Raw genomic sequence first — 21354 nt, forward strand, 5'->3', positions numbered from 1 at the left:
AAACTTAAATTTATGGAAAAATATGCAAAAATTTCTAACGACACTAAAAGATATCGGCGAACTAATCGTATTTAAGCACTCTATTTTTGCGTTGCCGTTTATCTTTACGGCAATGATAGTTGCAAGCAAACAGATAAATAACTCGGCTTGGTTTGGCTGGAAGCTGCTTATTTTAGGCGTTATCTGCGCGGTGAGTGCCAGAAATTTCGCGATGGCTTTTAATCGCTATATGGATGAGGATATAGATAAATTAAACCCGCGCACCGCAAATCGTCCAAGCGTTGACGGACGCATAGGCAGGGGGAATTTGCTTGTTTTTATCATCGCAAATGCGGCGATCTTTGTCATAGTAGCTTGGCTTATAAACGATCTTGCATTTTGGCTATCTTTTCCGATTTTAATCATTCTTGGCGGATATTCGCTCTTTAAGCGCTTTAGCGAACTTGCACATTTGGTGCTTGGTTTATCGCTTGGTTTAGCTCCGATCGCAGGAGCAGTGGCGATAAGTGCGAGCATACCTTTATGGAGCGCGCTACTGTGCCTTGGGGTGATGTTTTGGGTGGCGGGATTTGACCTGCTTTATTCGCTTCAGGATATGGAATTTGATAAGCAAAAGGGGCTTTTTAGTATACCTTCGATTTACGGGCAAAAAGCTACGATGTTTATCTCCGCACTTTTTCACGTAAATGCGGTTTTATTTTGGCTACTTTTTGCTTGGGCTGCAAATTTGGGCGCTTGGGCATTTGTTGGGGTTTTATTAAGCGGAGTGATTTTATTTGCCGAACACAAAATCGTTCGCAAGGATTTTAGCAAGATAGATAGAGCCTTTTTCACGCTAAACGGCTATCTTGGAATTATGTTTTTTATATTTATATGGATAGATTTATGAGGCTTTATCCTGCAAATTTAGATATCGTTTTTGAAGAAATTTTAGATAGAAAAGATGAATTTGCGATTGAATTCGATAAGCTAAGCGGAAGCGAGGACGATCCGCTAGGACAGTGGCTAAAGCGCGCTAAAGCAAGGGGCGAAACCAAAGAGAGCGATCAAGTATTGCTAACGCTTATAACCGAACTTCACCGCAAATTTGACGAGCTAAATGCGTATTTGAAAAACGAAAAAATTTCAAAGCTTGAGCTTAATGAAAGCTCGGTGATAGAAGGCATAGGCTTTGAAAATTTTTCGATAAAAGAGGCTAAATTTAAGCCAAATAACAATTATTACGCTAGAATTTCAATGCCTATATTTCCAAAACGCGATGTGGCGATATATTTTGAAGCGGTTGATGAAAAAACTGCCAAGATAACAAAGATGCATGAAAGCGATGAGAGCGACTACAACGGATATGTAACGGCTAGAGAGCGCGTGATGATACGCGAATTAAAGGGAACAAATGGATAATGAAATCTTAATTTACGGCGGATTTGGCTTGGTTTTAATCATTCTTTTTATACTTATACTCGTAAAAGACGCCGAGGCTTCAAAAAAATCGGCTCGCTACGAAAAAGTAATCGAAAGCATCATGCAAGAAAACCACCTAATAAAAAAACAGCTTAAAAATATAGAAACTTCAGGCATCGCAGATCTTGACGCAGAAGAGATAGAAGGAAAGCTGGAGCAAAGACTAAATAACGTAATAAACTCTAAAATCACGCCTATCATTAAAACCTTACAAAGCATCGAAGAGTCGATAGGAAATTTTCAAGTCGAGCAGCAAAATAGGCTTTATTCTCTTGAAGAGCGCACAAAAGATATAAATAAAATTTCATCTTTTGGCGAGGAAAGCGACGAGATGCGTATCATTGATCTATACAACACCGGCAAAAGCATAGAGAGCATAGCTAAAAGTTTACGAGTTGGAGTCGGTAAAGTCGAACTAGTGCTGAAATTAAACAGACTTATTTAATATAATAAATGTTAATCACACATATAAAATATAAAAAATAAACATCACAAAAATAGGTCAAATTTAAAAAAAAATAAAGCTAAGCCACATATAATACTCATAAATTTTGCTCAATTTTTGAGCGGTTTAAGGGTGAAAGATGTTAATAGACGGGCATGGACGAGTTGTTGATTATCTGCGCATTTCAGTAACGCAACGCTGTAACTTTAGATGCAAATACTGTATGCCAAAAACCCCTTTTGAATGGACACCAAAAGAGAATTTGCTTAGCTTTGAGGAGCTGTTTTTATTTGTCAAAGTCGCAATCGACGAGGGTGTAAAAAAGATCCGAATAACAGGTGGCGAACCGCTTTTAAGAAAAGATCTTGATAGCTTCATAAGAATGATACACGATTATAAAAATGACATAGACTTAGCCCTTACGACAAACGGCTACATGCTAAAGCACTACGCAAGAGCACTTAAAGACGCGGGGCTTAAAAGACTAAACATGTCTCTTGATAGCCTCAAAATCGAAAAAGCCAAATTTATCGCGCAAAAAAGCGTGCTTCACGAAGTTTTGACAGGTTTTGAAGCCGCACTTGACGCAGGACTTAAAGTAAAGATAAACACAGTCGCACTAAAAGGCGTAAATGACGATGAACTGGTAAGCTTGCTTGAGTTTGCAAAGAGCAGAGGTTGTCAAATTCGCTTTATCGAATACATGGAAAACATGCACGCAGACGACGAGCTTAAGGGCATGAAAGCAGCTGAAATTTTAGACGTTATCGGACAAAAATATAAAATCACAAGCGACGGCAAGTTGCCTACGAGCCCTGCTAGTATATATATGCTTGAGGACGGATATAAATTCGGCATCATAGATCCACACAAACATGACTTCTGCGAGAGTTGCAACAGAATTCGCTTAACAGCTGAAGGGTTTTTGATACCGTGCTTATATTTTGAAGATGCTATGAGTATCAAAGACGCCGTAAAAGCGGGCGATGTAAAGAGCGCAAGCGAAATTTTACGCAAGGTGCTTCAAAGCAAACCCGAAAAAAACAGATGGGAAGCGGGAGTTGCAAACGAAACTTCAAGCAGAGCCTTTTACCAAACAGGCGGCTGAAATTTGATATAATCTCGCCAAATTCGAAAGGTAAAATTTGGGTTTAAATTTGGTCGAGAGCTTTTTAAGCATACAAGGCGAGGGCGCAAGCAGCGGCAAACTCGCCATATTTTTACGATTTGCGGGATGTAACTTAACCTGCAAAGGCTTTGGCGTGAGTAAAATTTCGCCAAAAACCGGCGAAGAGCTAACGGGTTGCGACACTATTAGAGCTGTTTACACAAGCCACTTTAAATACGAAAATTTAACTTATCAAGAAATTTTAGCCCTCGTTAAAAAATACGATCAAAATTTACACCAAAAGCCTATCGTCGTCATAACCGGCGGAGAACCGCTTTTACATCATAAAAACGAAGATTTCATAAATTTGGTGCGAAATTTGCTTGATGAAAAATACAAGGTGCATTTTGAGACAAACGGCACGATTGAGATCGATTTTAGTAAATTTCAGATTTATAAAAACTGCGCTTTTGCCATAAGCGTCAAGCTCAGCTCAAGCGGTGAAAACAAGGCCAAACGCATAAATCAAGCGGCTTTAAAAGCCATAAAAGAAAATGCAAAAGAGAGCTTTTATAAATTTGTGATAAATAAAGAGACGATTCAAAGCACACAAGCGGAGTCTGAAATTTTTGAAATCCTTGAAATTTGCGACAATGATGTTTTTTGCATGCCTCAAGGTTATGATAAAATAAGTCTTGAAAAAAACGCAAAGAGCGTGGCTGAATTTTGCATAAAATTTGGCTTTAACTACACCGATCGCGTGCACATAAGGCTTTGGGGCGATAAGGACGGAGTTTAAATGATAATTAGAAAACTTTTTAAATTTGAAAACGCTCACATTGTGAGATTTTGTAGCTCAAGGAGATGCAGAACAAGCATTCACGGGCACTCTTATAGAGCTGAAATCCTGCTTGAATCAAATTTCTTAGACAATGCGGGCATGGTTTATGACTTTGGTTTGATGAAGCAAAATATCAAATGTCTAATCGACAGCTTTGATCACACAACCACGCTTTTTAGCGGTGATGATAAAGAGTACTTAGATGACATGAAAAAGCATTCAAAACGCTGGATAGAAATTCCTGTAAATCCTTCCGCAGAGCAGTTTTGCAGGATATTTTTCGTGCTAATCGACAGACTTTTAAAGTCAACCGTTATGCAAAACGGCGAGCGGGAAGTAAAAATCCACAGCGTAATCGTCCATGAAACCGACACGGGCTACGCGCAGTGCTTTAGAGATGACGCATATAACGCCAAAATGGGTGAGATAAATTTAAAAGATATTATATTTTCGCCTGAAATCATAAGCGAATGGGATGATAAAGATCTCTTTGATAAGATAAAACTCGGGCAAAAAATCATAAATCCAAAGGAGGTATGATGAGGCTAATTTTTTGGATTTTGGCTTTGATTTCGGCACTGTTTTTCGCAGGTTGCGAGGATGAAAAAAAGCAAATTTTACTTGATCTAAACGAAGCTCCTCCAAGCGATGTGCCGATTGCTACGCCTGATGCTAACGTAACCATAGATGAAAATTTACCGCCTGAACCGGTAGTCGAAGGGAAATAATGGAATTTAACGAGAGCTTAAAAGAACTTTACGAAATGGCGCTTAGTCTTCATTTGGCGATTGCCGTTATATTAATAACACTCATCATCATACACTTTTGCCTTATAGAATTTGGCGTAAATTCGCCATCTTATGCAAAGCGAATTCGACTTTTCTTGCCGACTTACTATAGCTTTTTGGCTGCTATGCTAATGACTGGGCTTTTATTGATGAGTGTTTTTTACTTTCATTTAAGCTTCAGAGCGGTAGTGATGATAGTCGTTTGGGTGCTTTTAATCGGACTTGGCGCAATGGAGTTTAAAAAATTAAAAGTGGCCATGAAGAGTAAAAATTTTATAGATTTTAGAAAAAAGATGAGATTTAAGATTTTACTTGATCTCGCCTTGGTTTTAATCGCAAGCGGTGTGAGATGAAATTTCTTTATTCAAGGCAGGCGGGAGAGGAGCAAATTTGCCTTCAAAACGAGCAGTTTTTACATCTTAAAGCAAGGCGAGCAAAACTTGGCGAGCGAATTGACGTTAGAAATTTAAAAGACGGACAAAATTATATATATGAAATTGCAATTTTAGATAGAAAAAGTGCCGAACTATCTTTGGTTTTTAAGCATAGCCTAGAGGACGAGGAGCTGAATTTCAGCCTTGGTTGGGCTATCATAGATACTAAAGTGATAGAAAAAACTCTGCCTAGCTTAAATGAGATCGGAGTTAGCAAGCTTATATTTTTCTACTCTGATTTTTCTCAAAAAAACTTTAAAATCGATAAAGATAGGCTTGAGAGAATTTTAATAAATTCTTGCGAGCAATGCGGACGAAATTCTCTTATGCAAATTGAAATTTATAAAAATTTAGATGAGGTTTTAAACTCTTACAAGGATATTGCGCTGGTTGATTTTGGCGGAGAAAATTTTGAAAATTATAAGCAAAGTGAGCTTTTAATAATTGGTCCGGAAGGCGGATTTAGCCAAATCGAGCGTGAAAAAACAGGTAAAAAATATAGTCTAAATTCTAAAAATATACTTCGATCTCAAACTGCTATTTTAAGCGTTGCGGCAAAAGTTTTAGTCTAAATTTGATTTTTAAAAAGTTTTTTTGTATAATCACGCCTTACTCTATGAACGAAACAGATAATAAAATAGGCTATAAAAAGGATAAAAAATGAAAAAAGAGACTCATCCGGAATTTGTTGAGTGCAAAGTAACCTGCGCTTGCGGCAATACTTTTACGACCAAATCAAACAAAAACGAAATCAGAGTAGATATCTGCAACGAGTGTCATCCATTCTTCACAGGAAGCGAGAAGATAGTCGATTCTGCAGGTAGAGTTGATAAATTTAAGAAAAAATATAATTTGAAATAATACTTTGCTCTATTTTATTCCTACCCCAATAGGAAATTTAGAGGACATTTCACTTCACGCATTAAATATTTTGCGTGAATGTGAAGTGATATTTTGTGAAGATACAAGAATTACTAAAGCTCTTATATCCCTTTTAAATTCTCGCTTTAATGCAGACGTCAAGATAGAAAAATTTATATCCCTTCACTCTCACAACGAAGCTCAAATTCTTTCAAATTTAGATACGGAAATTTTCAAAAAAACCGTTGCTTATGTAAGCGATGCGGGAATGCCTGCGATTAGCGATCCGGGAGTTGAATTAATAAGATTTGCGATAAAAAATAATATCGAGTATGAGGTATTAAGCGGCTCAAGCGCTTTACTTTTAGCAGTTGTAGCAAGCGGGCTTTGCGATAAGGAATTTACGTTTTTAGGCTTTTTACCAAATACAGGTAAAGAACGCGTAGTAGCTATACAAAATGCGCTTAATTCGCCCTATCCGGTCATCATATACGAAAGTCCAAAAAGAGTGCTTGCTCTAGTGGAGCAAATAGCAAATTTAGATCCGCAAAGAGAGCTTTTTGCGATCAAAGAAGCGACTAAAAAATTTGAAACCAAATTTAGCACAACCGCAAAAGAGTTAAGCCAAATTCTTAAAAGCTCCAATTTAAAAGGCGAGTGGTCTATAGTCATTGACAAAAGCTCACACCAAAGCAACGAAAAAATAACCATAGAAGATATCGCCTCTCTTGATATACCTCCAAAAACCAAGGCAAAACTAATCGCCAAAATCACTGGCGAAAATGTCAAAAAAATATATGAAAATTTGAACAAATAAGCTAAATTTTACTGATTTTTAGCTATTATGAGCCGATGATTATATATGGAAAACAGCTATTTTTACACATCATAAAACGCTACAAAAAAAGCGTCAAAACTATCTACCTTGCAAAAGAGTGCGATAAGGCTACCTTTTCCCAAATCGCTTCAGCAGGAGCGCCTATCAAGCGAGTGGATAATCAAAAAGCCCAAGCTCTTGCACGCGGAGGCAATCATCAAGGATTTTTAGCCGAAGTTGAAGAGTTTCAATTCAAGCAATTTGACGAGCTGAAAAAGAGAAATTTTATAACCGTTCTATACGGACTTAGCGATATAGGAAACATAGGCGCTATCATTAGAACCGCTCACGCTTTGGGGTGTGAGGGAGTGATAATCATAGCTAAAAATCTTGCGATAGAAGGCGTCATCAGAGCAAGCAGCGGTGCGGCATACGAGATAGATATCGTACTTGCCCAAGACGGTCTTAGTGCGCTAAATGAGCTAAAACAAAGCGGATTTAAGCTCTATGCGACGGCAAGGGGCGGCAAAAACGTAAACGAGATGAAATTTGGTTCAAAAACGGCTCTCATAATGGGCAGCGAGGGTGAAGGAATGCCAAAAAAAGCGATCCTAAAGTGTGACGAGTGCGTCGGCATAAAGATGAAAAACGAATGGGATTCGCTAAATGTAAGTGCGGCTTTTGCCATAATTTGCAATAGGATTATAAATGAATGAAATTAGTATATTACGAGAGATAGGGCTAAGCGAAGCAAGTAGAAAAACACATATCGAAGCGGAACATTTGGGATATATCGCCGATAAAAATTTTGAAAAATTGGCAAGACTGAATGTGCATGGGTTTGTTAAAATTTTAAAGCGCGAATACGATATTGATTTTGAGCAGTGGCTAAACGAATACAACGCCTTTATGGCGGAGCACGGAGAAGAAGTTAAGCACAAAACCATAACAATATCGCCTAAAATTCCCGCATACACGGCAGATGGGCATAGATCATCGGGAGGATGGCTCTGGATGATCATCGTACTTATCTTAATCGGCTTTGCGATATGGTTTTTTGAAGGATATAAATACATAGGAAATATCTCAAATTTATTCGAAGATAAAAATCGCAGTGTAAGCTACTCAAATAACGTAGTAGTAAATGAAGCTAAAAATAACCTTGGGTTAAAAGACACAAACCTAACTCCAAATTCGCCATCTTTAAAACCAAAAGAATCCGAAAAAGAAGAAAAAATAAACGAGCAAACCGAAACTGCCTTAATCATCGCCGATAAAACGGCAAAAGAAGAGGTAAATACAACATCAGAGCTTAAAGATGATACAAAAACCCAAGAAGAAGAGTTAAAAACAGAAGAAAAATCAACAAAAGAAGAAACACTTGAGGCAAATTTAAAAGATGAAGCAAATGCCACAAATTTAAATAATGCAAGCGTGGCAGAAAACGGCTCTAATGAGTACTTAACGTCAAATGTAGATGAATTTACAATAACTCCTAAAAGCAAAGTTTGGGTCGGCATCATAAATCTTGAAGACGGCAAGAAAAAAACTCTAAATAGCGAGAAACCAATAACAATAGAAGCTAACAAAAAACAGCTTATAGTAACAGGTCACGGAAACATCACTTTAAACATAGGCGATGAAAACATAAAATTTGACGCGGTAAATCCGAAGCGATTTCATGTAGAAAAAGGCAAAATAACCCTTATAACCTTTGACGAATTCGTAGAGCTTAATAAGGGCAAAAAGTGGTAAGAAAATTTATCATATTGGCTATAGCGGCGACTTTAAATTTCGCTTCAAACGTAGTTAGCATAGCAAACGGCCTGCTTGGCTCGGAGAGCTCAAAAGTAGCAAGCCTGTTTGGCGACGGCAGAGACTTTCTAGACGAAAACGGCAATGCCGATATAGCCAAAATTTCAAATTTACTCAAGTCAAAATCGCTTCTTACGCTCTCATATAAAAATCAAGCCAATCTTGATATAGTTTTTATTAGCGAACAGAAATCGCCGCTGCTGATGATAAAAATTTTAAAAGACGCGTTAGGTCGTCTGGGTTATAATGAAATTTTAACGACGGAATTTGCAAATGCGGATAGCGCAATTTGGGGCATTAGACTAAATACTAAATTTATGCTTGACCCGGGATCGCTGTACACAGCGTTAAAAGAGACAAACACATTCATAGAAGGCATTGAAAGAACAAGCGAATTTAGCTATAAGTATTTGATAGACATTTCAAAGTCATCGCTAAATTTAACTCCTGTCGAAATAGGCAAGGAAATCGAGCTTTCAAAGCCGCTTGAGCCGTATTTTATCGATATAAACGGAGCTTCAAAGGTCAGCATAAGCGCTCAAGCGGGCGATAGCTGGTTTGCTCTGGTTAGAATTTTGGATAAAAATCTAAACCTTATCGATGAAAAAAGAAATTCCAAAAAAACAAATAAAATGAACTTAGCTATCCCAAAAAATGCAAAATATATAACGATAGATGATTTAAATAGCCTTGAAAATATAAAAAGAGGTCTTAAAATTTACTTACAATAATTAGGAGAATTTATGTTCAGCGAAATTCGTTTCAATACAATCGAGCGCTTGCCAAACTATGTTTTTGCCGAAGTTAATGCTATAAAAATGGCAGCCAGAAGAAACGGAGATGATATTATCGACTTTTCTATGGGAAATCCCGAAGGCAGAACCCCTCAGCATATAGTCGATAAGCTTTGCGAAAGCGCGCAAAAGGATAAAACTCACGGATACTCCGTATCTCAAGGAATTTATAAGCTTAGACTTGGAATTTGCAACTGGTATAAGAAAAAATACGACGTAAATTTAGATCCCGACACAGAAGTCGTGGCAACAATGGGAAGTAAAGAGGGTTTTGTGCATCTTGCTCACGCCATCATAAACCCCGGCGATGTCGCCATAGTGCCCGATCCTGCATATCCGATACACACGCAAGCTTTCATCATCGCAGGCGGAAATGTCGCTAAAATGCCATTGGTTTATAATGAGAAATTTGAGCTTGACGAGAATAAATTCTTTGAAAATTTACAACACACCATCAACTCAAGCTCACCGAAGCCAAAATACGTAGTAGTAAATTTCCCTCATAATCCTACAACCGTAACCGTTGAAAAGAGCTTTTACGAGCGCTTAGTAGCGCTTTCTAAAAAAGAGAGATTTTATATCATCTCGGATATCGCTTATGCGGATCTTACATTTGACGGATACAAAACGCCGAGTATTTTTGAGGTAGAAGGTGCAAAAGACGTCGCCGTTGAGTGCTATACCTTATCAAAAAGCTACAACATGGCCGGTTGGAGAGTCGGCTTTGTATGCGGTAACAAACGCCTTTGTGCCGCGCTTAAAAAGATTAAATCATGGTTTGACTACGGCATGTTTACACCTATTCAGGTTGCCGCTACTTACGCGCTTGAGAGCGATCAAAGCTGTGTTGAAGAGATTCGTCAAATTTACGATAAGCGACGCGAAATCATGCTTGATGCGTTTGCAAACGCAGGCTGGCAGATGCATAAACCAAGCGCAAGTATGTTTATCTGGGCGAAACTGCCTCCGCAAGTCGGCAACATAGGAAGTCTTGAGTTTTCTAAGCAGCTTCTTACAAAAGCTTGCGTCGCGGTAAGTCCGGGTGTCGGATTTGGCGAAGCGGGAAATGACTATGTAAGACTTGCGATGATCGAAAACGAAAATCGCATCAGACAAGCGGCAAGAAACATCAAAAAATATCTTAAAGAGTTTTAATGAACGTAGCGATACTGGGGGTTGGAACTGTCGGCGCAGAAGTTGCCAACATACTGATAAAAAATCAAAAACTAATCACTGCAAGAAGCGGCAAAGAGATAAAGCCGGTTATCGGCGTGGTTAGAAATTTAGACAAGCCAAGAAACACGACTATCCCGCTAACGGATGATATACAAAGCGTAATTAATCGCGATGATATCGACGTATATGTAGAGCTTATGGGTGGAGTAAACGAGCCTTACCGCGTGGTGAGCGAAATTTTAAAGAGAGGCAAAGCCGTCGTAACGGCAAACAAAGCTCTCCTTGCGTATCATCGCTTTAAATTGCAAAATTTAGCGTGCGATACTCCTTTTGGATTTGAAGCTAGCGTTGCAGGCGGAATTCCTATCATAAAAGTCCTACGAGAAGGACTGAGCGCTAATCAAATTCTATCAATAAACGGTATAATGAACGGCACAAGCAACTATATCCTTACCTCTATGATGAACGGCGGAGTTAAATTTGAAGATGCGCTTAAAAAAGCTCAAGAGCTTGGATATGCAGAGGCTGATCCTACGTTTGACATAGGCGGATTTGATACGGCGCACAAGCTGTTAATCCTTGCAAGTATAGCTTACGGCGTGCACGGAAATCCTGAAGACATACTCATTGAAGGTATCGAGAAAATAACAAAAGAGGATATATTTTTCGCCAACGATTTTGAGTATGTCATCAAGCTGCTTGCCATAGCAAAACGAGTGGGCGACAAGATAGAACTTCGCGTCCATCCTGCGCTTGTGCCAAAAGACAAGATGATAGCCAAGGTTGATGGTGTGATGAACGCCGTTAGCGTAATCGGCGATGCGGTAAATGAAACTATGTTTTATGGTCCAGGAGCAGGCGGAAGCGCAACGGCAAGTGCGGTTATAAGCGATTTAATCGATATCGCAAGAGAGATCAAATTCCCGATGCTGGGATACAAAGCTCCGCTTGAAATCATGCAAACAGAGCTACTTGAGCAAGACGAGATAAGAACGAAATATTATTTCAGATTAAAGGTTGAAGACAAGGTCGGAGTCCTTGCTAAAATCACAAATTTGATGAGCGAAAATAACCTCTCGATAGATAGCTTCTTGCAAAAGCCTCACGTAAAAAAAGAAGATGATGCAACGCTGTTTTTTACCACTCATACGAGCCTTGAAGCAGATGTTAAACGAGTGGTAAAAATACTAAAAGAGCAAGAATTCGTAAAAGAAGAGCCATTTATGATGAGGATTGAGTCTTAAGTGGGGCTTAGCGGATATCTTTTTGGGAAAAGCGCAGAAAGCGATGCTTGCGATTTTTTACAAAAAGAGGGATGTCAAATTTTAGATCGAAATTTCAGCTGTAAATTCGGAGAAATAGACATCATAGCCAAAAAAGATGAAATTTTGCATTTTGTAGAGGTAAAAGCAACACAAGGCGATTATGAAGCGTCATACAGGTTAACCGGCTCTAAAATGCAAAAGATATTAAAAGCGGTTGATTATTATCTACTTAAAAATGGTCTTAACAGCGATTTTCAGGTTGATCTGATAACAATTGAAAGTAATAAAATAAACTGGATAAAAAATATCAGCTTATAATTTTTCTTATTATCTTAAATTTAAACTTATTTATGTATAATTGCAACCAAATTTCAAAAGGAGAAAAAGATGGGAAAATACATAGAACTAACATCGGAAAATTTCGACATAGCTAAAGAAGGTGTTGCATTGGTAGATTTTTGGGCGCCTTGGTGCGGACCTTGCAGAATGCTTGCACCTGTTATAGATGAGCTTGCCGAGGAATTTGACGGCAAAGCTAAAATTTGTAAAGTAAATACTGACGAAGTGCAAGATTTGGCGGTAGAATTTGGTATCCGCTCTATTCCTACGCTACTATTTTTCAAAAATGGCGAAGTAGTTGAGCAAATGGTCGGAGCACAATCAAAACAGGCAATCGCGGATAAAATCAACTCACTTCTTTAATGAGTGCAAAAAGACGGGGGGTGTCTTTCCCCCTGACATCTGTTTTCGCATCGTTTTTCGGTGCATTTTTAGTTGCTTCGGTCTTTGCTTTTAACAATTACAGATTTTCAAAGTATAAATTTATAGATTTTAGCTCTTTGATCTTTTACGAAAAAAGTGAAATTTTTTCTCCTAAAGAGAAAAAATTCCTGCTTGTCGTATTTAGTTCAAATATGTCTAACTTAAATGAAATTTTAGAAATTTCAAACAAAAATTTGCCTATAGTCGCTATAGACATATTTCAAAAACGACTCGCAAATGAAGGAAATTTAAGCTATATAACATCAGACATCAATACTATTTTAAAGCTTATGAATCTCCTAAACATTACAACTTTGCCAAGTAGTGTTGAGGTGATCCATCAGGATAATAAAATTTATAAACAAGATTCAAAAATAAATAAAATTTAAGGAAAAATCATGTTAGATTTAGCGATTATCGGTGGCGGTCCTGCCGGACTAAGTGCCGGGCTTTACGCTACTCGCGGCGGGCTTGGAAACGTCGTAATGTTTGAGCGAGGAATGATCGGAGGACAAATAACCGGAAGCTCTGAGATAGAAAACTATCCTGGTCAAAAAAATCCCGGAGAGAGCGGACTTGACTTCATGAGTACTTGGAGCAAGCAGTGCATGCACTTTGGACTTAAACACGAAGCGGCAAACGTCTCTAAAGTATCAAGAAACGAAGACGGAAGCTTTAAAATTTCTCTTGAAAACGGCAAGGAGATGAACGCAAAAGCCGTTATCGTAGCTACTGGCTCAACTCCTAAAAGAGCCGGGTTTAAAGGCGAAGACGAATTTTTCGGCAGAGGCGTAAGTACGTGCGCGACTTGCGACGGATTTTTTTATAAAAACAAAGAAGTTGCCGTTCTAGGCGGTGGCGATACAGCTCTTGAAGAGGCGATTTATCTATCAAATATCTGTTCAAAGGTATATTTAGTACACAGACGAGACGGATTTCGCGCAGCTCCTACAACCGTAGAAAAGGCTAGAAAAAATGAAAAGATCGAATTTGTCACAAGTGCCACGATAAAAGAGGCTTACGGCGATAAAATGGGTCTTGGCGGACTAGCTCTAAATACTAAAGAAGGCGAGCGAGACTTAAAGGTACCCGGAGTTTTTACTTTCGTTGGACTTAACGTAAATAATCAAATTTTGCTTCAAGATGACGGCAAATTCCTTTGCGAGATGAGCGAAAACGGCGAGATGATCGTGGATCTTAAGATGAGAACGAATGTGCCTGGATTGTTTGGTGCAGGTGATATCCGCATAGACGCTCCTAAGCAAGTAGTTTGCGCTGCGGGAGATGGCGCAATGGCTGCTCTTTCAGCTCTAAGCTACATAGAAAATTTACACTAAAATTGAAATTTGACCGAGCGAGTTCGGTCAAATTCGCTCCATTTTACCTACCTTCATCAAAAGTCGTTGTTTGTTATTTACGACTCAAATTCAGATATTTTTAAAAAGTTTGCAGATTTCTTTATAAATTTAAAAGCGAAATTTGTTCTATTGCAATTAAAAATTTGATAATTTTAGTTGCAACTAGATGCTCAAATTTGCCATAAGAACTTATTTGATAGGCGCAAAAGCGCAACTCAAATTTTACTCGATTTTACTTAAATATACTCCGAAAAGTTTTAGGCTAAATTTAATCAAAATCAAGTCCGGAAAGATAGCTTTAATATTTACTAAAGCAATCCGCCGAACTCAAAAGCTGGTTATTTAGGATTATTAACGCTAATTACCTCGTTACTCTCATCAAGATAAAGTCTAGCCGCCTCTTTTATATCGTCATTGCTTAGCGAATTTATCGCATCTTCTTGCCACTTAAGATCAAAAAGCTCGCTGTCATACAGCCTATTTGCCGTGATATTTTTAAGCCAAAATTCAGGCTGATCGTGAGTTTGCTTAATGCGCAAAACGGCTGATTTTTTATAGTTTTCAAGCTGCTCTTTCGTTGCGCCCTCGCTCTTTAGCTTCTTAATTATCGCTTTAACGCCACTTATCACATCATTTGTATTTTTTGGCGAGCAAGTAAAAGATATATTTGCGCTTGAACGATCATAAGGCTCCTTGCTAAGCTTAACTGCGACCGAAAATCCATAAGTTTCGCCCTTATCTTCTCTTATGTTTTCATAAAGAGCCATTTTAAAGACTGCGCTTAGAGCTTGAGCTTTTATGGCGTTTAGTTGCGAAAATTTTACGCTTTCGTTTTTAAGATTGATAACCACGTCAGATCTAGGAGTAATCTGATAATCACGCTCAAATTTATGCACGCCTTTTATGCTTCGCACACCGTCATCTACGAAATTCTCTTTGCTGTTTTTGCCCGGGATAGTGGCTATATATTTTGCGATTAAAGGCTCTAAAGTCTCCACTTCAAAATCGCCTACGAAAATAAAATCAAACGAACTAGCATTAGTAAATTTGTCATTTACGATTTGCCTTAGGCTTTCAAGCTCAAGTGCGGCTATATCGCTTTTTTCAAGCGGTCTCATGCGCTCGTTATTGTCATATAAAAATTTCGTAAATTCGTTACTAAATTTGTGCTCTGGTAAATTTTCTCGTTTGGTAAGCCTCTCTGCAGCGACGGTCTTAACCTGCTCAAGCGTCTTTTGATCAAGGCGCGGTGAGTTAAATTCAAGATGAATCGCCTCAAGAAGCCACTTGATATCCGCACGATTACTCTGTCCGTAAAAGCCTTGCGAAAGCAGATCGATACGTTTATCATATCCTACATATTTGCCGTTTAGGATTTTAGCCAGCTGATAGTTATTAAACTCCCCTGCCCCGCTTTCGTTTGAAACCTGCACGGCAAATCTGCCAAGCTTCGGATCGCTTAAATTTGAAACTCCGCCTTTGCTAACCGCCGCAAAAGTGATGTGATCCTTTTTGGTTTTAAGAGGCTTTAAGATCGCCGTAGCGCCGTTTTCAAGCTCAAGAGTAAAGATACCGCTCTTTTCGTCAAAACTTTTTGAAACTATCTTTTTTGGCTTTATATTTTCATCTACCAAATTTTTAGGAAGATTTGAAGATGAAATTCGAGTATCATAAGGCTTTGCGTTAGATTTTATCTCATCAAATTTAGTCTTTTCAAGCTTGAAATTTTTAACGCTAAAAACACTTACCGTTTCATTTTTAAGAGCCAATATTCGTCTAAATTCGGCATTTACCTCATCAAGAGTAACCTCATCTAAAAGCTTAAGCGCTAAATTTCTTGAGTCGGCTTCGCTTTGCAAGATGCTTCCCGCATCAAGGGAATTTAAAATTTCATTAGCCATATCTTCTGATTTTTTAGTTTTTGACTGAGCGTATCTGGCGTTTATGGAAGTTTTTAAATTTATCTTCGTATCGTTAAAGTCACTCTCGTTAAAGCCAAATTTCCTCACTCCTTCGATCACGCCAAGCATATCTGATAGTGCTTCTTCATAGTCGTTTTTGATCACATTTGTGCTAAAGCTAAACATGCTTTGGCTAAATTCAATCGGCGAGGAGAAAAATCCCGCACGAAGAGACGAGCCCTCATCTATCATCTTCTTTTCATAAAGCGTTGAAAAAAGTTGCGAGATAAGCATGCGAGTTAAAATTTTGCGTGCATTTACCTCGTTATCTCTTGGCAGATACTCGTCAAAAAAGGCTATACTAATACTATCCGAACCGGTTTCGTTTGAATCATAGTTATAGATGTTAAATCCTGATTTTTCAGGGATTTTTCTGCTTGGCTGAAGATAGGAATTTGTATTTTTAACACTTGAGAAATTCGACTTGATCATCTGCTCTATCTTGCCTTTATCAAAATCTCCCACAGCTACAAATTCCATAAATCTAGGCTGATAAAGTCTCTCGTAAAAGGCTCTTATCTCGTCTACGCTTACATTTCTTATCACGTCCATATCGCCGATTGGCTCTTTGCCGTCATAAGCGCTTTTTGCGTACCAGTGCTTTGCTTGCTCTTTATAAAGCCTGTATGAAGGGGTATTTCTTGAGCGCTCCTCTTCGATGATGATACCCCGCTCCTTTTCAAGCTCGTTAGCATCAAAGCTTATGCCGTCCATCCAGTTTGAAAAAACTTTAAAAACGTCATTTAAATTCTCGTCATTAACGCTTATTTTTAGGTTATAGCCCGTAGCGTCATAGCTAGTATAGGCATTTAAATCGGCACCAAAAACCACGCCAAGACTTTCAAGCTTCCTAATCAGATCATTTTTCTTAAAATCCCTGCTTCCGTTAAACGCCATATGCTCCACAAAGTGCGCCAAGCCTCTTTCGCTTGCGCTTTCGTCGATTGAGCCAACTCTAATCGTAAGATAAAAATAAGCCGTATCTTTTGGAAGAGAATTTTGCTTAATGTAGTACTTAAGCCCGTTTTCAAGCTCGCCTTTGGTTATATTTGCATCCCACGACATAGCAAAAGCCGCTACCGCCGTCAATAAAAAGAGTAAAAGTTTCCTCATTGTTTTCCTTTGATTTAAACAAACCGAAATTATATAAGAAGTTTTTTTAAAGATAGGAAAAAGTATTACGCAAGAGTGGTTGCTAAATGAGCTTTTTATAAATTTTATGCTAAATTTTACAATCAAATTTTCAAAAAGGAAGTGATATGGTAAGAGTTGGAATTCACGGCGCAAGCGGTAAAATGGGAAAAATGATCATAGAGTGCTTGAAAGAAAACAAAGATGCAAAACTAACCGCCGCTTATACGATAGAACCGATTAATTTTAGCTTACCGCAAGATGTCATAGTAACCGAAAATTTTAAAGAGCTGTTTGATAACTGCGATGTAGTGATTGATTTTACCATCAAAGAGGGTGCGATAAATTTGATAAATTATGCCAGAACCAACCCAAAACCGCTGGTAGTAGGCACAACCGGACTTGGCGAAGAGGGAGCAAATTTACTCAAAAGCGCAAGCCTTGCCATGCCGATCCTATATGCTACAAATATGAGTCTTGGGGTTGCGGTGTTAAACCGCCTTGCAAGCATAGCTTCAAAAGCGCTTAGGGAATTTGATATCGAGATAGTCGAGCAGCACCATAGGCACAAAAAAGACGCTCCAAGTGGTACTGCCATAACTTTGGGCGAACGCGTGGCAGAGGCTAGAAATTTAAAGCTAAAAGACGTGATGATAAGCGGCAGAGAAGGGCTTGTAGGAGCAAGAAGCAAAGACGAGATAGCCTTGCTTGCCATGCGAGGAGGCGATGTCGTGGGAAGGCATACGGTGGGATTTTATAACGACGGAGAATTCATAGAGCTAAATCACACCGCAACTAGTCGCGCTACCTTTGCAAAAGGCGCTATAAAAGCCGCCATCTGGATAAGCGCTCAAGAAAACGGGCTTTACGGCATTGATGACTGCTTAGGGCTTTAAGAGTGATAAAATTTAGCCTAGATAATACCGAAGAATACGAAAAAGAATTCGGCAAGGAATTTAAAATACCGCCGAAAAATGAGCGAACGGCTTTAAAAAAAGGCGATTTGGTAAAGCTTATTTTTAGATTTGAGGATAGCGATTTTGCCCAAGTTGAGCGAATGTGAGTTATGGTTGATGAAGCAAAAGACGGCTGTTTTATCGGAATACTGGATAATGAGCCTTTTATCAAAGGTAGCATTGAAGCGGGAGATCTCATAAAATTTGATCATACCAACGTGCTTGAAATTTATAAAGATTAATTTAAAACAAAAGGATAAAAATGTGTGCGATCGTCGGGATAATAAATTCTAAAAATGCGGCTAAAACTGCGTATTACGCGCTATTTGCTATGCAACATAGAGGGCAAGAGGCCAGCGGTATAAGCGCAAGCGACAACGGTCAAATCACTACTTTCAAAAAGCTAGGACTGGTAACTGAAGTCTTTGACGAGGAGAGTTTTAAGCTGCTAAAAGGCGATATGGCGATAGGTCACAACCGCTACTCAACCGCCGGCAATGCATCTTTTGACGATGCTCAACCTATTGCCGCAAACTATAGTCTTGGCTCTATTTCACTCGTGCATAACGGAAATTTAGTAAACAAAGATGAGACAAGAGAAGCGCTTATCAATGAAGGAGCGATATTTCAATCAAATATGGACACCGAAAACATCCTTCATCTAATCGCAAGAAGCAACAGCCAAAGCCTAAAAGAGCGCATTATAGAGGCGGTTAAAAAGATTGTAGGCGCTTATTGCTTGCTAATCCAGTCGCGACATAAAATTTTTGCCATACGAGATAGATACGGCGTGCGTCCGCTCTCACTTGGAAGGCTAAAAGACGGCGGATATATCGTAGCTAGTGAAACTTGCGCATTTGATCTAGTGGGAGCGAAATTCATAAGAGACGTAAAAGCCGGCGAGATGATAATCTTTGAAAACGGCAAAGACGAATTTGAGAGCATTCAGCTTTTTGAGCCCGAGCCTAGAATTTGTGCGTTTGAATACATCTATTTCGCGCGCCCTGATAGCGTGATAGAAGGCAAAAGCGTCTATGAAGCCCGCAAAAGAATGGGCGCAGCACTTGCTAAAAAAAGCAAAATCAAAGCCGATTTCGTAGTGCCGGTGCCTGATAGCGGTGTGCCTGCGGCGCTTGGCTTTGCAAATGAGAGTAAAATTCCCTTTGAGCTTGCCATAGTGCGCAACCACTACGTAGGCAGAACATTCATAGAGCCTTCGCAAGAGACACGCGATCTTAAAGTAAAGCTCAAGCTAAATCCTATGTCAAGCGTGCTTGAGGGCAAAAGCATAGTCGTCGTAGATGATAGCATCGTGCGAGGCACCACTTCCAAAAAAGTTGTAGAGCTGTTGCGTGCGGCGGGCGCTAAAGAGGTGCATTTCAAAGCTGCTTGCCCTGAGCTAAAATACCCTGAAAGATACGGCATAGACACTCCAAGCTTTGAAGAGCTGATAAGCGCAAATAAAAACGTCGAAGAGGTGCGTAAATTTATAGGCGCGGACAGCCTTGAGTTTTTAGGCATTGACGAGCTGGTAACTAGCCTTGGAGACGAGCGCAGATACTCGCTTGTAAGCTTTGACGGGGATTATTTTATAAAGTAGACTCTTATTAAAAAGCTTTTATTATTCAAAAGCTTTTTAAGTTTCCTTTATCAATTTTTTATAGCTTATTTTAAAATATGGATGCCAAAAAACTTAAAACAACATGCCGTATAATTCTACTTTTAATTCTATTGTCCAATTATTGCTTTTTTAAAATTCTGGAATCTAACCAATCTTAATTATTGTTCAAAAAATCAGATACAAATCCGTTGTCTTTTAGCACTTGCATAACTCCACGTAAAAGATAGCTATTGACAAAATATACTGTATAAATCCTTCCTCCATCAACTATTGACTTTATCATCTGCTTATCCTTTAACTTTGTTATAATATATGACTTTTCTTTTGAGCCCTTGATTCCAAACTTAGAAAGTTCTTCGGCTTTCATACTCATATCATCTTTTTTTACAAGATATGTTAATATATCAAACTCTTGCTTTGTAATATGCTGTCTTGCAAGTGCTATTTTTAGCATAGGTAAAAGTATATTTGTTTGCACATACTCTTTTTTTAAAAGATGATCTATTTTTTCAATCTCATTTTTTAACCCTATCAAGAAATATTGACACCAAGCCAACAAATCATCAGCTTTTAAACTATCTGCGCGAGAAAGCATATTATAATATTGATCTCTATCTGTATAAAAAACCGAAGACGGATTAATGAGCCCTCCTTCCTTTACTTTAAACCCAAGTTTTATTAAAAAAGCATAATTCAAAAGTCTTCCCATACGACCATTTCCATTATCGAATGGATGAATAAACTCAAACCTATGGTGTGCAATAGCAACCATTAGAAGCTGATACTGTTCTTTGTATCCTTTGTTAATAAAATCTATAAAATTATTAAAATAATCAGGCAGTAAAAAATGTTGTGGTGGCTTATGTCCTGATTTTTTTATACTTACATCATGCTTTCTTAATTCACCTGGATATTTCGAGCCTTCGCCGTTTGGTGGTTGGGTTAAACCTTTTGTTATGATGTTATGGATTGCTGAAATATATGCACGGTCAAATCTAGTCTCTTCATTTGTGTTATCCTCTATGAAATCTATAGCATTTTCTAAGTTTTTTATCTCATCGTCGCCTTCATCTTCTAAATTTTTATATATAAGTTTTTCAACATACTCAGATAATGTTGTGTTGTTGCCCTCAATTCTAGCCGACCCTAAAGTCTCTAAAATTTGAAAAATATTTTTGAGCTGAAAAAATATATAAGGCGGCACATCGCCGCCAAGCCTTTTAGTTCTTAGCTTTTCTAGATCTAAAATAACATTAGTTAAATCGCTCCCAAAAGAAGGTTCCGGTATTGCTATATATTGATTGCTTACTTCTTCTTTCATTTTTTATTACTTCCATTTTTATATGATAAAAGACCCAATTATAGCATAGTCTATTAAAAAATAAAACCGCATTACTTCCATTTGTGCCTATACGCTACTTCCAAAAAACATATAAAATTGTGTTTTAGTCTTTTAAAAAGTATCATTTTGCCAAAGTTTTCTTTGTAGGCATTTATATATTGTATTCTGCAGTTTTTTCACAAGTTTATAGATAACACACAATTTTAATTCCCAAACTCTTTGTGGCTTTACTATTAGTTTTAATATATTCTAAAATTGATAGTATTTTTAATCAAAAACAAAAGTAGGTCGCCAATAGCTTTTGAAGGCTCCAAAGATCAATAAAATCATTATAAATTAAAATCAGATTATTTGACTATTAAACCAGCTATAAGCAATTCAACAATACTGAGCCGTAATACCGAGTTCATTATGTGTT

The 21354-nt window shown here is 38.2% G+C and carries 26 protein-coding genes; 24 read left to right on the top strand and 2 right to left on the bottom strand.

Annotated elements, in window-relative coordinates; translation table 11 throughout:
- Positions 1-22: 22 nt before the first annotated feature.
- The 20 genes from mqnP to CORI_RS08995 all read left to right on the top strand — a co-directional run bounded on the left by mqnP (position 23) and on the right by CORI_RS08995 (position 13904).
- Positions 23-889 (top strand): menaquinone biosynthesis prenyltransferase MqnP, encoded by an 867-nt coding sequence (gene mqnP / locus CORI_RS08900; protein WP_173031677.1) that lies wholly within the window; start codon positions 23-25, stop codon positions 887-889.
- On the top strand, positions 886-1401 hold the full coding sequence (locus tag CORI_RS08905) for a hypothetical protein (RefSeq protein ID WP_173031985.1): 516 nt from the start codon (positions 886-888) through the stop codon (positions 1399-1401). Before mqnP ends, CORI_RS08905 begins: the two co-directional genes overlap by 4 nt.
- Positions 1394-1906: a hypothetical protein gene (locus CORI_RS08910; RefSeq protein ID WP_173031678.1), complete on the top strand. Its 513-nt coding sequence runs from the start codon at positions 1394-1396 to the stop codon at positions 1904-1906. The genes CORI_RS08905 and CORI_RS08910 overlap by 8 nt, the downstream gene beginning before the upstream one ends.
- Positions 1907-2045: 139 nt before the next feature.
- Complete coding sequence (gene moaA / locus CORI_RS08915) at positions 2046-3014, top strand: GTP 3',8-cyclase MoaA (protein WP_173031679.1); 969 nt, start codon at positions 2046-2048, stop codon at positions 3012-3014.
- Between the two features lie 37 nt (positions 3015-3051).
- The gene (locus CORI_RS08920) at positions 3052-3813 is read left to right on the top strand and encodes a 7-carboxy-7-deazaguanine synthase QueE (RefSeq protein WP_173031680.1); all 762 of its coding nucleotides are present in this window, start codon (positions 3052-3054) and stop codon (positions 3811-3813) included.
- On the top strand, positions 3814-4395 hold the full coding sequence (locus CORI_RS08925) for a 6-carboxytetrahydropterin synthase (protein WP_169943178.1): 582 nt from the start codon (positions 3814-3816) through the stop codon (positions 4393-4395).
- Positions 4395-4583: a hypothetical protein gene (locus CORI_RS08930; protein ID WP_173031681.1), complete on the top strand. Its 189-nt coding sequence runs from the start codon at positions 4395-4397 to the stop codon at positions 4581-4583. Before CORI_RS08925 ends, CORI_RS08930 begins: the two co-directional genes overlap by 1 nt.
- A complete protein-coding gene (locus tag CORI_RS08935; protein WP_173031682.1) occupies positions 4583-4996 on the top strand; it encodes a hypothetical protein in 414 nt (137 codons plus the stop codon). The genes CORI_RS08930 and CORI_RS08935 overlap by 1 nt, the downstream gene beginning before the upstream one ends.
- Positions 4993-5649 carry a 16S rRNA (uracil(1498)-N(3))-methyltransferase gene (locus CORI_RS08940; RefSeq protein ID WP_173031683.1) on the top strand — a complete coding sequence of 219 codons (657 nt, stop codon included), beginning with the start codon at positions 4993-4995 and terminating at the stop codon, positions 5647-5649. Before CORI_RS08935 ends, CORI_RS08940 begins: the two co-directional genes overlap by 4 nt.
- An 88-nt stretch (positions 5650-5737) precedes the next feature.
- Positions 5738-5938, top strand: a complete 201-nt coding sequence (gene rpmE, locus CORI_RS08945; RefSeq protein WP_173031684.1) for a 50S ribosomal protein L31 — start codon at positions 5738-5740, stop codon at positions 5936-5938.
- Between the two features lie 4 nt (positions 5939-5942).
- The gene (rsmI, locus tag CORI_RS08950; RefSeq protein WP_173031685.1) at positions 5943-6755 is read left to right on the top strand and encodes a 16S rRNA (cytidine(1402)-2'-O)-methyltransferase; all 813 of its coding nucleotides are present in this window, start codon (positions 5943-5945) and stop codon (positions 6753-6755) included.
- Positions 6756-6790: 35 nt separating this feature from the next.
- Positions 6791-7471: a 23S rRNA (guanosine(2251)-2'-O)-methyltransferase RlmB gene (gene rlmB / locus CORI_RS08955; RefSeq protein ID WP_173031686.1), complete on the top strand. Its 681-nt coding sequence runs from the start codon at positions 6791-6793 to the stop codon at positions 7469-7471.
- On the top strand, positions 7464-8510 hold the full coding sequence (locus CORI_RS08960; RefSeq protein WP_173031687.1) for a phosphatidylglycerophosphate synthase: 1047 nt from the start codon (positions 7464-7466) through the stop codon (positions 8508-8510). Before rlmB ends, CORI_RS08960 begins: the two co-directional genes overlap by 8 nt.
- A complete protein-coding gene (locus CORI_RS08965) occupies positions 8504-9301 on the top strand; it encodes a hypothetical protein (protein ID WP_173031688.1) in 798 nt (265 codons plus the stop codon). The genes CORI_RS08960 and CORI_RS08965 overlap by 7 nt, the downstream gene beginning before the upstream one ends.
- A gap of 12 nt (positions 9302-9313) precedes the next feature.
- Positions 9314-10519, top strand: coding sequence for an LL-diaminopimelate aminotransferase (locus tag CORI_RS08970; RefSeq protein WP_173031689.1), 1206 nt, complete (start codon positions 9314-9316; stop codon positions 10517-10519).
- Complete coding sequence (locus CORI_RS08975) at positions 10519-11784, top strand: homoserine dehydrogenase (RefSeq protein ID WP_173031690.1); 1266 nt, start codon at positions 10519-10521, stop codon at positions 11782-11784. The genes CORI_RS08970 and CORI_RS08975 overlap by 1 nt, the downstream gene beginning before the upstream one ends.
- The gene (locus CORI_RS08980) at positions 11785-12123 is read left to right on the top strand and encodes a YraN family protein (RefSeq protein ID WP_173031691.1); all 339 of its coding nucleotides are present in this window, start codon (positions 11785-11787) and stop codon (positions 12121-12123) included. It abuts the gene before it with no gap.
- A gap of 69 nt (positions 12124-12192) precedes the next feature.
- Entirely contained in the window at positions 12193-12507 is a 315-nt protein-coding gene (gene trxA / locus CORI_RS08985; protein ID WP_169943053.1) for a thioredoxin, read from the top strand.
- Positions 12507-12956: a hypothetical protein gene (locus tag CORI_RS08990; RefSeq protein WP_173031692.1), complete on the top strand. Its 450-nt coding sequence runs from the start codon at positions 12507-12509 to the stop codon at positions 12954-12956. Before trxA ends, CORI_RS08990 begins: the two co-directional genes overlap by 1 nt.
- Before the next feature lie 9 nt (positions 12957-12965).
- Positions 12966-13904 carry an NAD(P)/FAD-dependent oxidoreductase gene (locus CORI_RS08995; protein ID WP_173031693.1) on the top strand — a complete coding sequence of 313 codons (939 nt, stop codon included), beginning with the start codon at positions 12966-12968 and terminating at the stop codon, positions 13902-13904.
- A 359-nt stretch (positions 13905-14263) separates the two neighbouring features.
- Here the strand turns inward: CORI_RS08995 and CORI_RS09000 are convergent, their stop codons facing one another.
- On the bottom strand, positions 14264-16999 hold the full coding sequence (locus tag CORI_RS09000; protein WP_173031694.1) for a pitrilysin family protein: 2736 nt from the start codon (positions 16997-16999) through the stop codon (positions 14264-14266).
- 146 nt (positions 17000-17145) lie between these two features.
- Between CORI_RS09000 and dapB the strand changes: the two genes are divergently transcribed.
- Genes dapB through purF form a run of 4 tightly spaced genes read left to right on the top strand, consistent with a single transcriptional unit; the run spans position 17146 to position 19573 of the window.
- Positions 17146-17913 (top strand): 4-hydroxy-tetrahydrodipicolinate reductase, encoded by a 768-nt coding sequence (dapB, locus tag CORI_RS09005; RefSeq protein WP_173031695.1) that lies wholly within the window; start codon positions 17146-17148, stop codon positions 17911-17913.
- A 2-nt stretch (positions 17914-17915) separates the two neighbouring features.
- Positions 17916-18080, top strand: coding sequence for a hypothetical protein (locus tag CORI_RS09010; protein ID WP_173031696.1), 165 nt, complete (start codon positions 17916-17918; stop codon positions 18078-18080).
- 3 nt (positions 18081-18083) lie between these two features.
- Positions 18084-18215, top strand: coding sequence for a hypothetical protein (locus CORI_RS10820; RefSeq protein ID WP_301952201.1), 132 nt, complete (start codon positions 18084-18086; stop codon positions 18213-18215).
- 20 nt (positions 18216-18235) lie between these two features.
- Positions 18236-19573, top strand: a complete 1338-nt coding sequence (purF, locus tag CORI_RS09015; RefSeq protein WP_173031697.1) for an amidophosphoribosyltransferase — start codon at positions 18236-18238, stop codon at positions 19571-19573.
- A gap of 175 nt (positions 19574-19748) precedes the next feature.
- On the opposite strand, the gene CORI_RS09020 is transcribed toward purF, so the two are convergent.
- Complete coding sequence (locus tag CORI_RS09020; protein WP_173031698.1) at positions 19749-20915, bottom strand: Fic family protein; 1167 nt, start codon at positions 20913-20915, stop codon at positions 19749-19751.
- Positions 20916-21354: the final 439 nt, after the last annotated feature.

Source organism: Campylobacter sp. CCUG 57310 (assembly GCF_013201975.1).
Classification (GTDB): domain Bacteria; phylum Campylobacterota; class Campylobacteria; order Campylobacterales; family Campylobacteraceae; genus Campylobacter_A; species Campylobacter_A canis.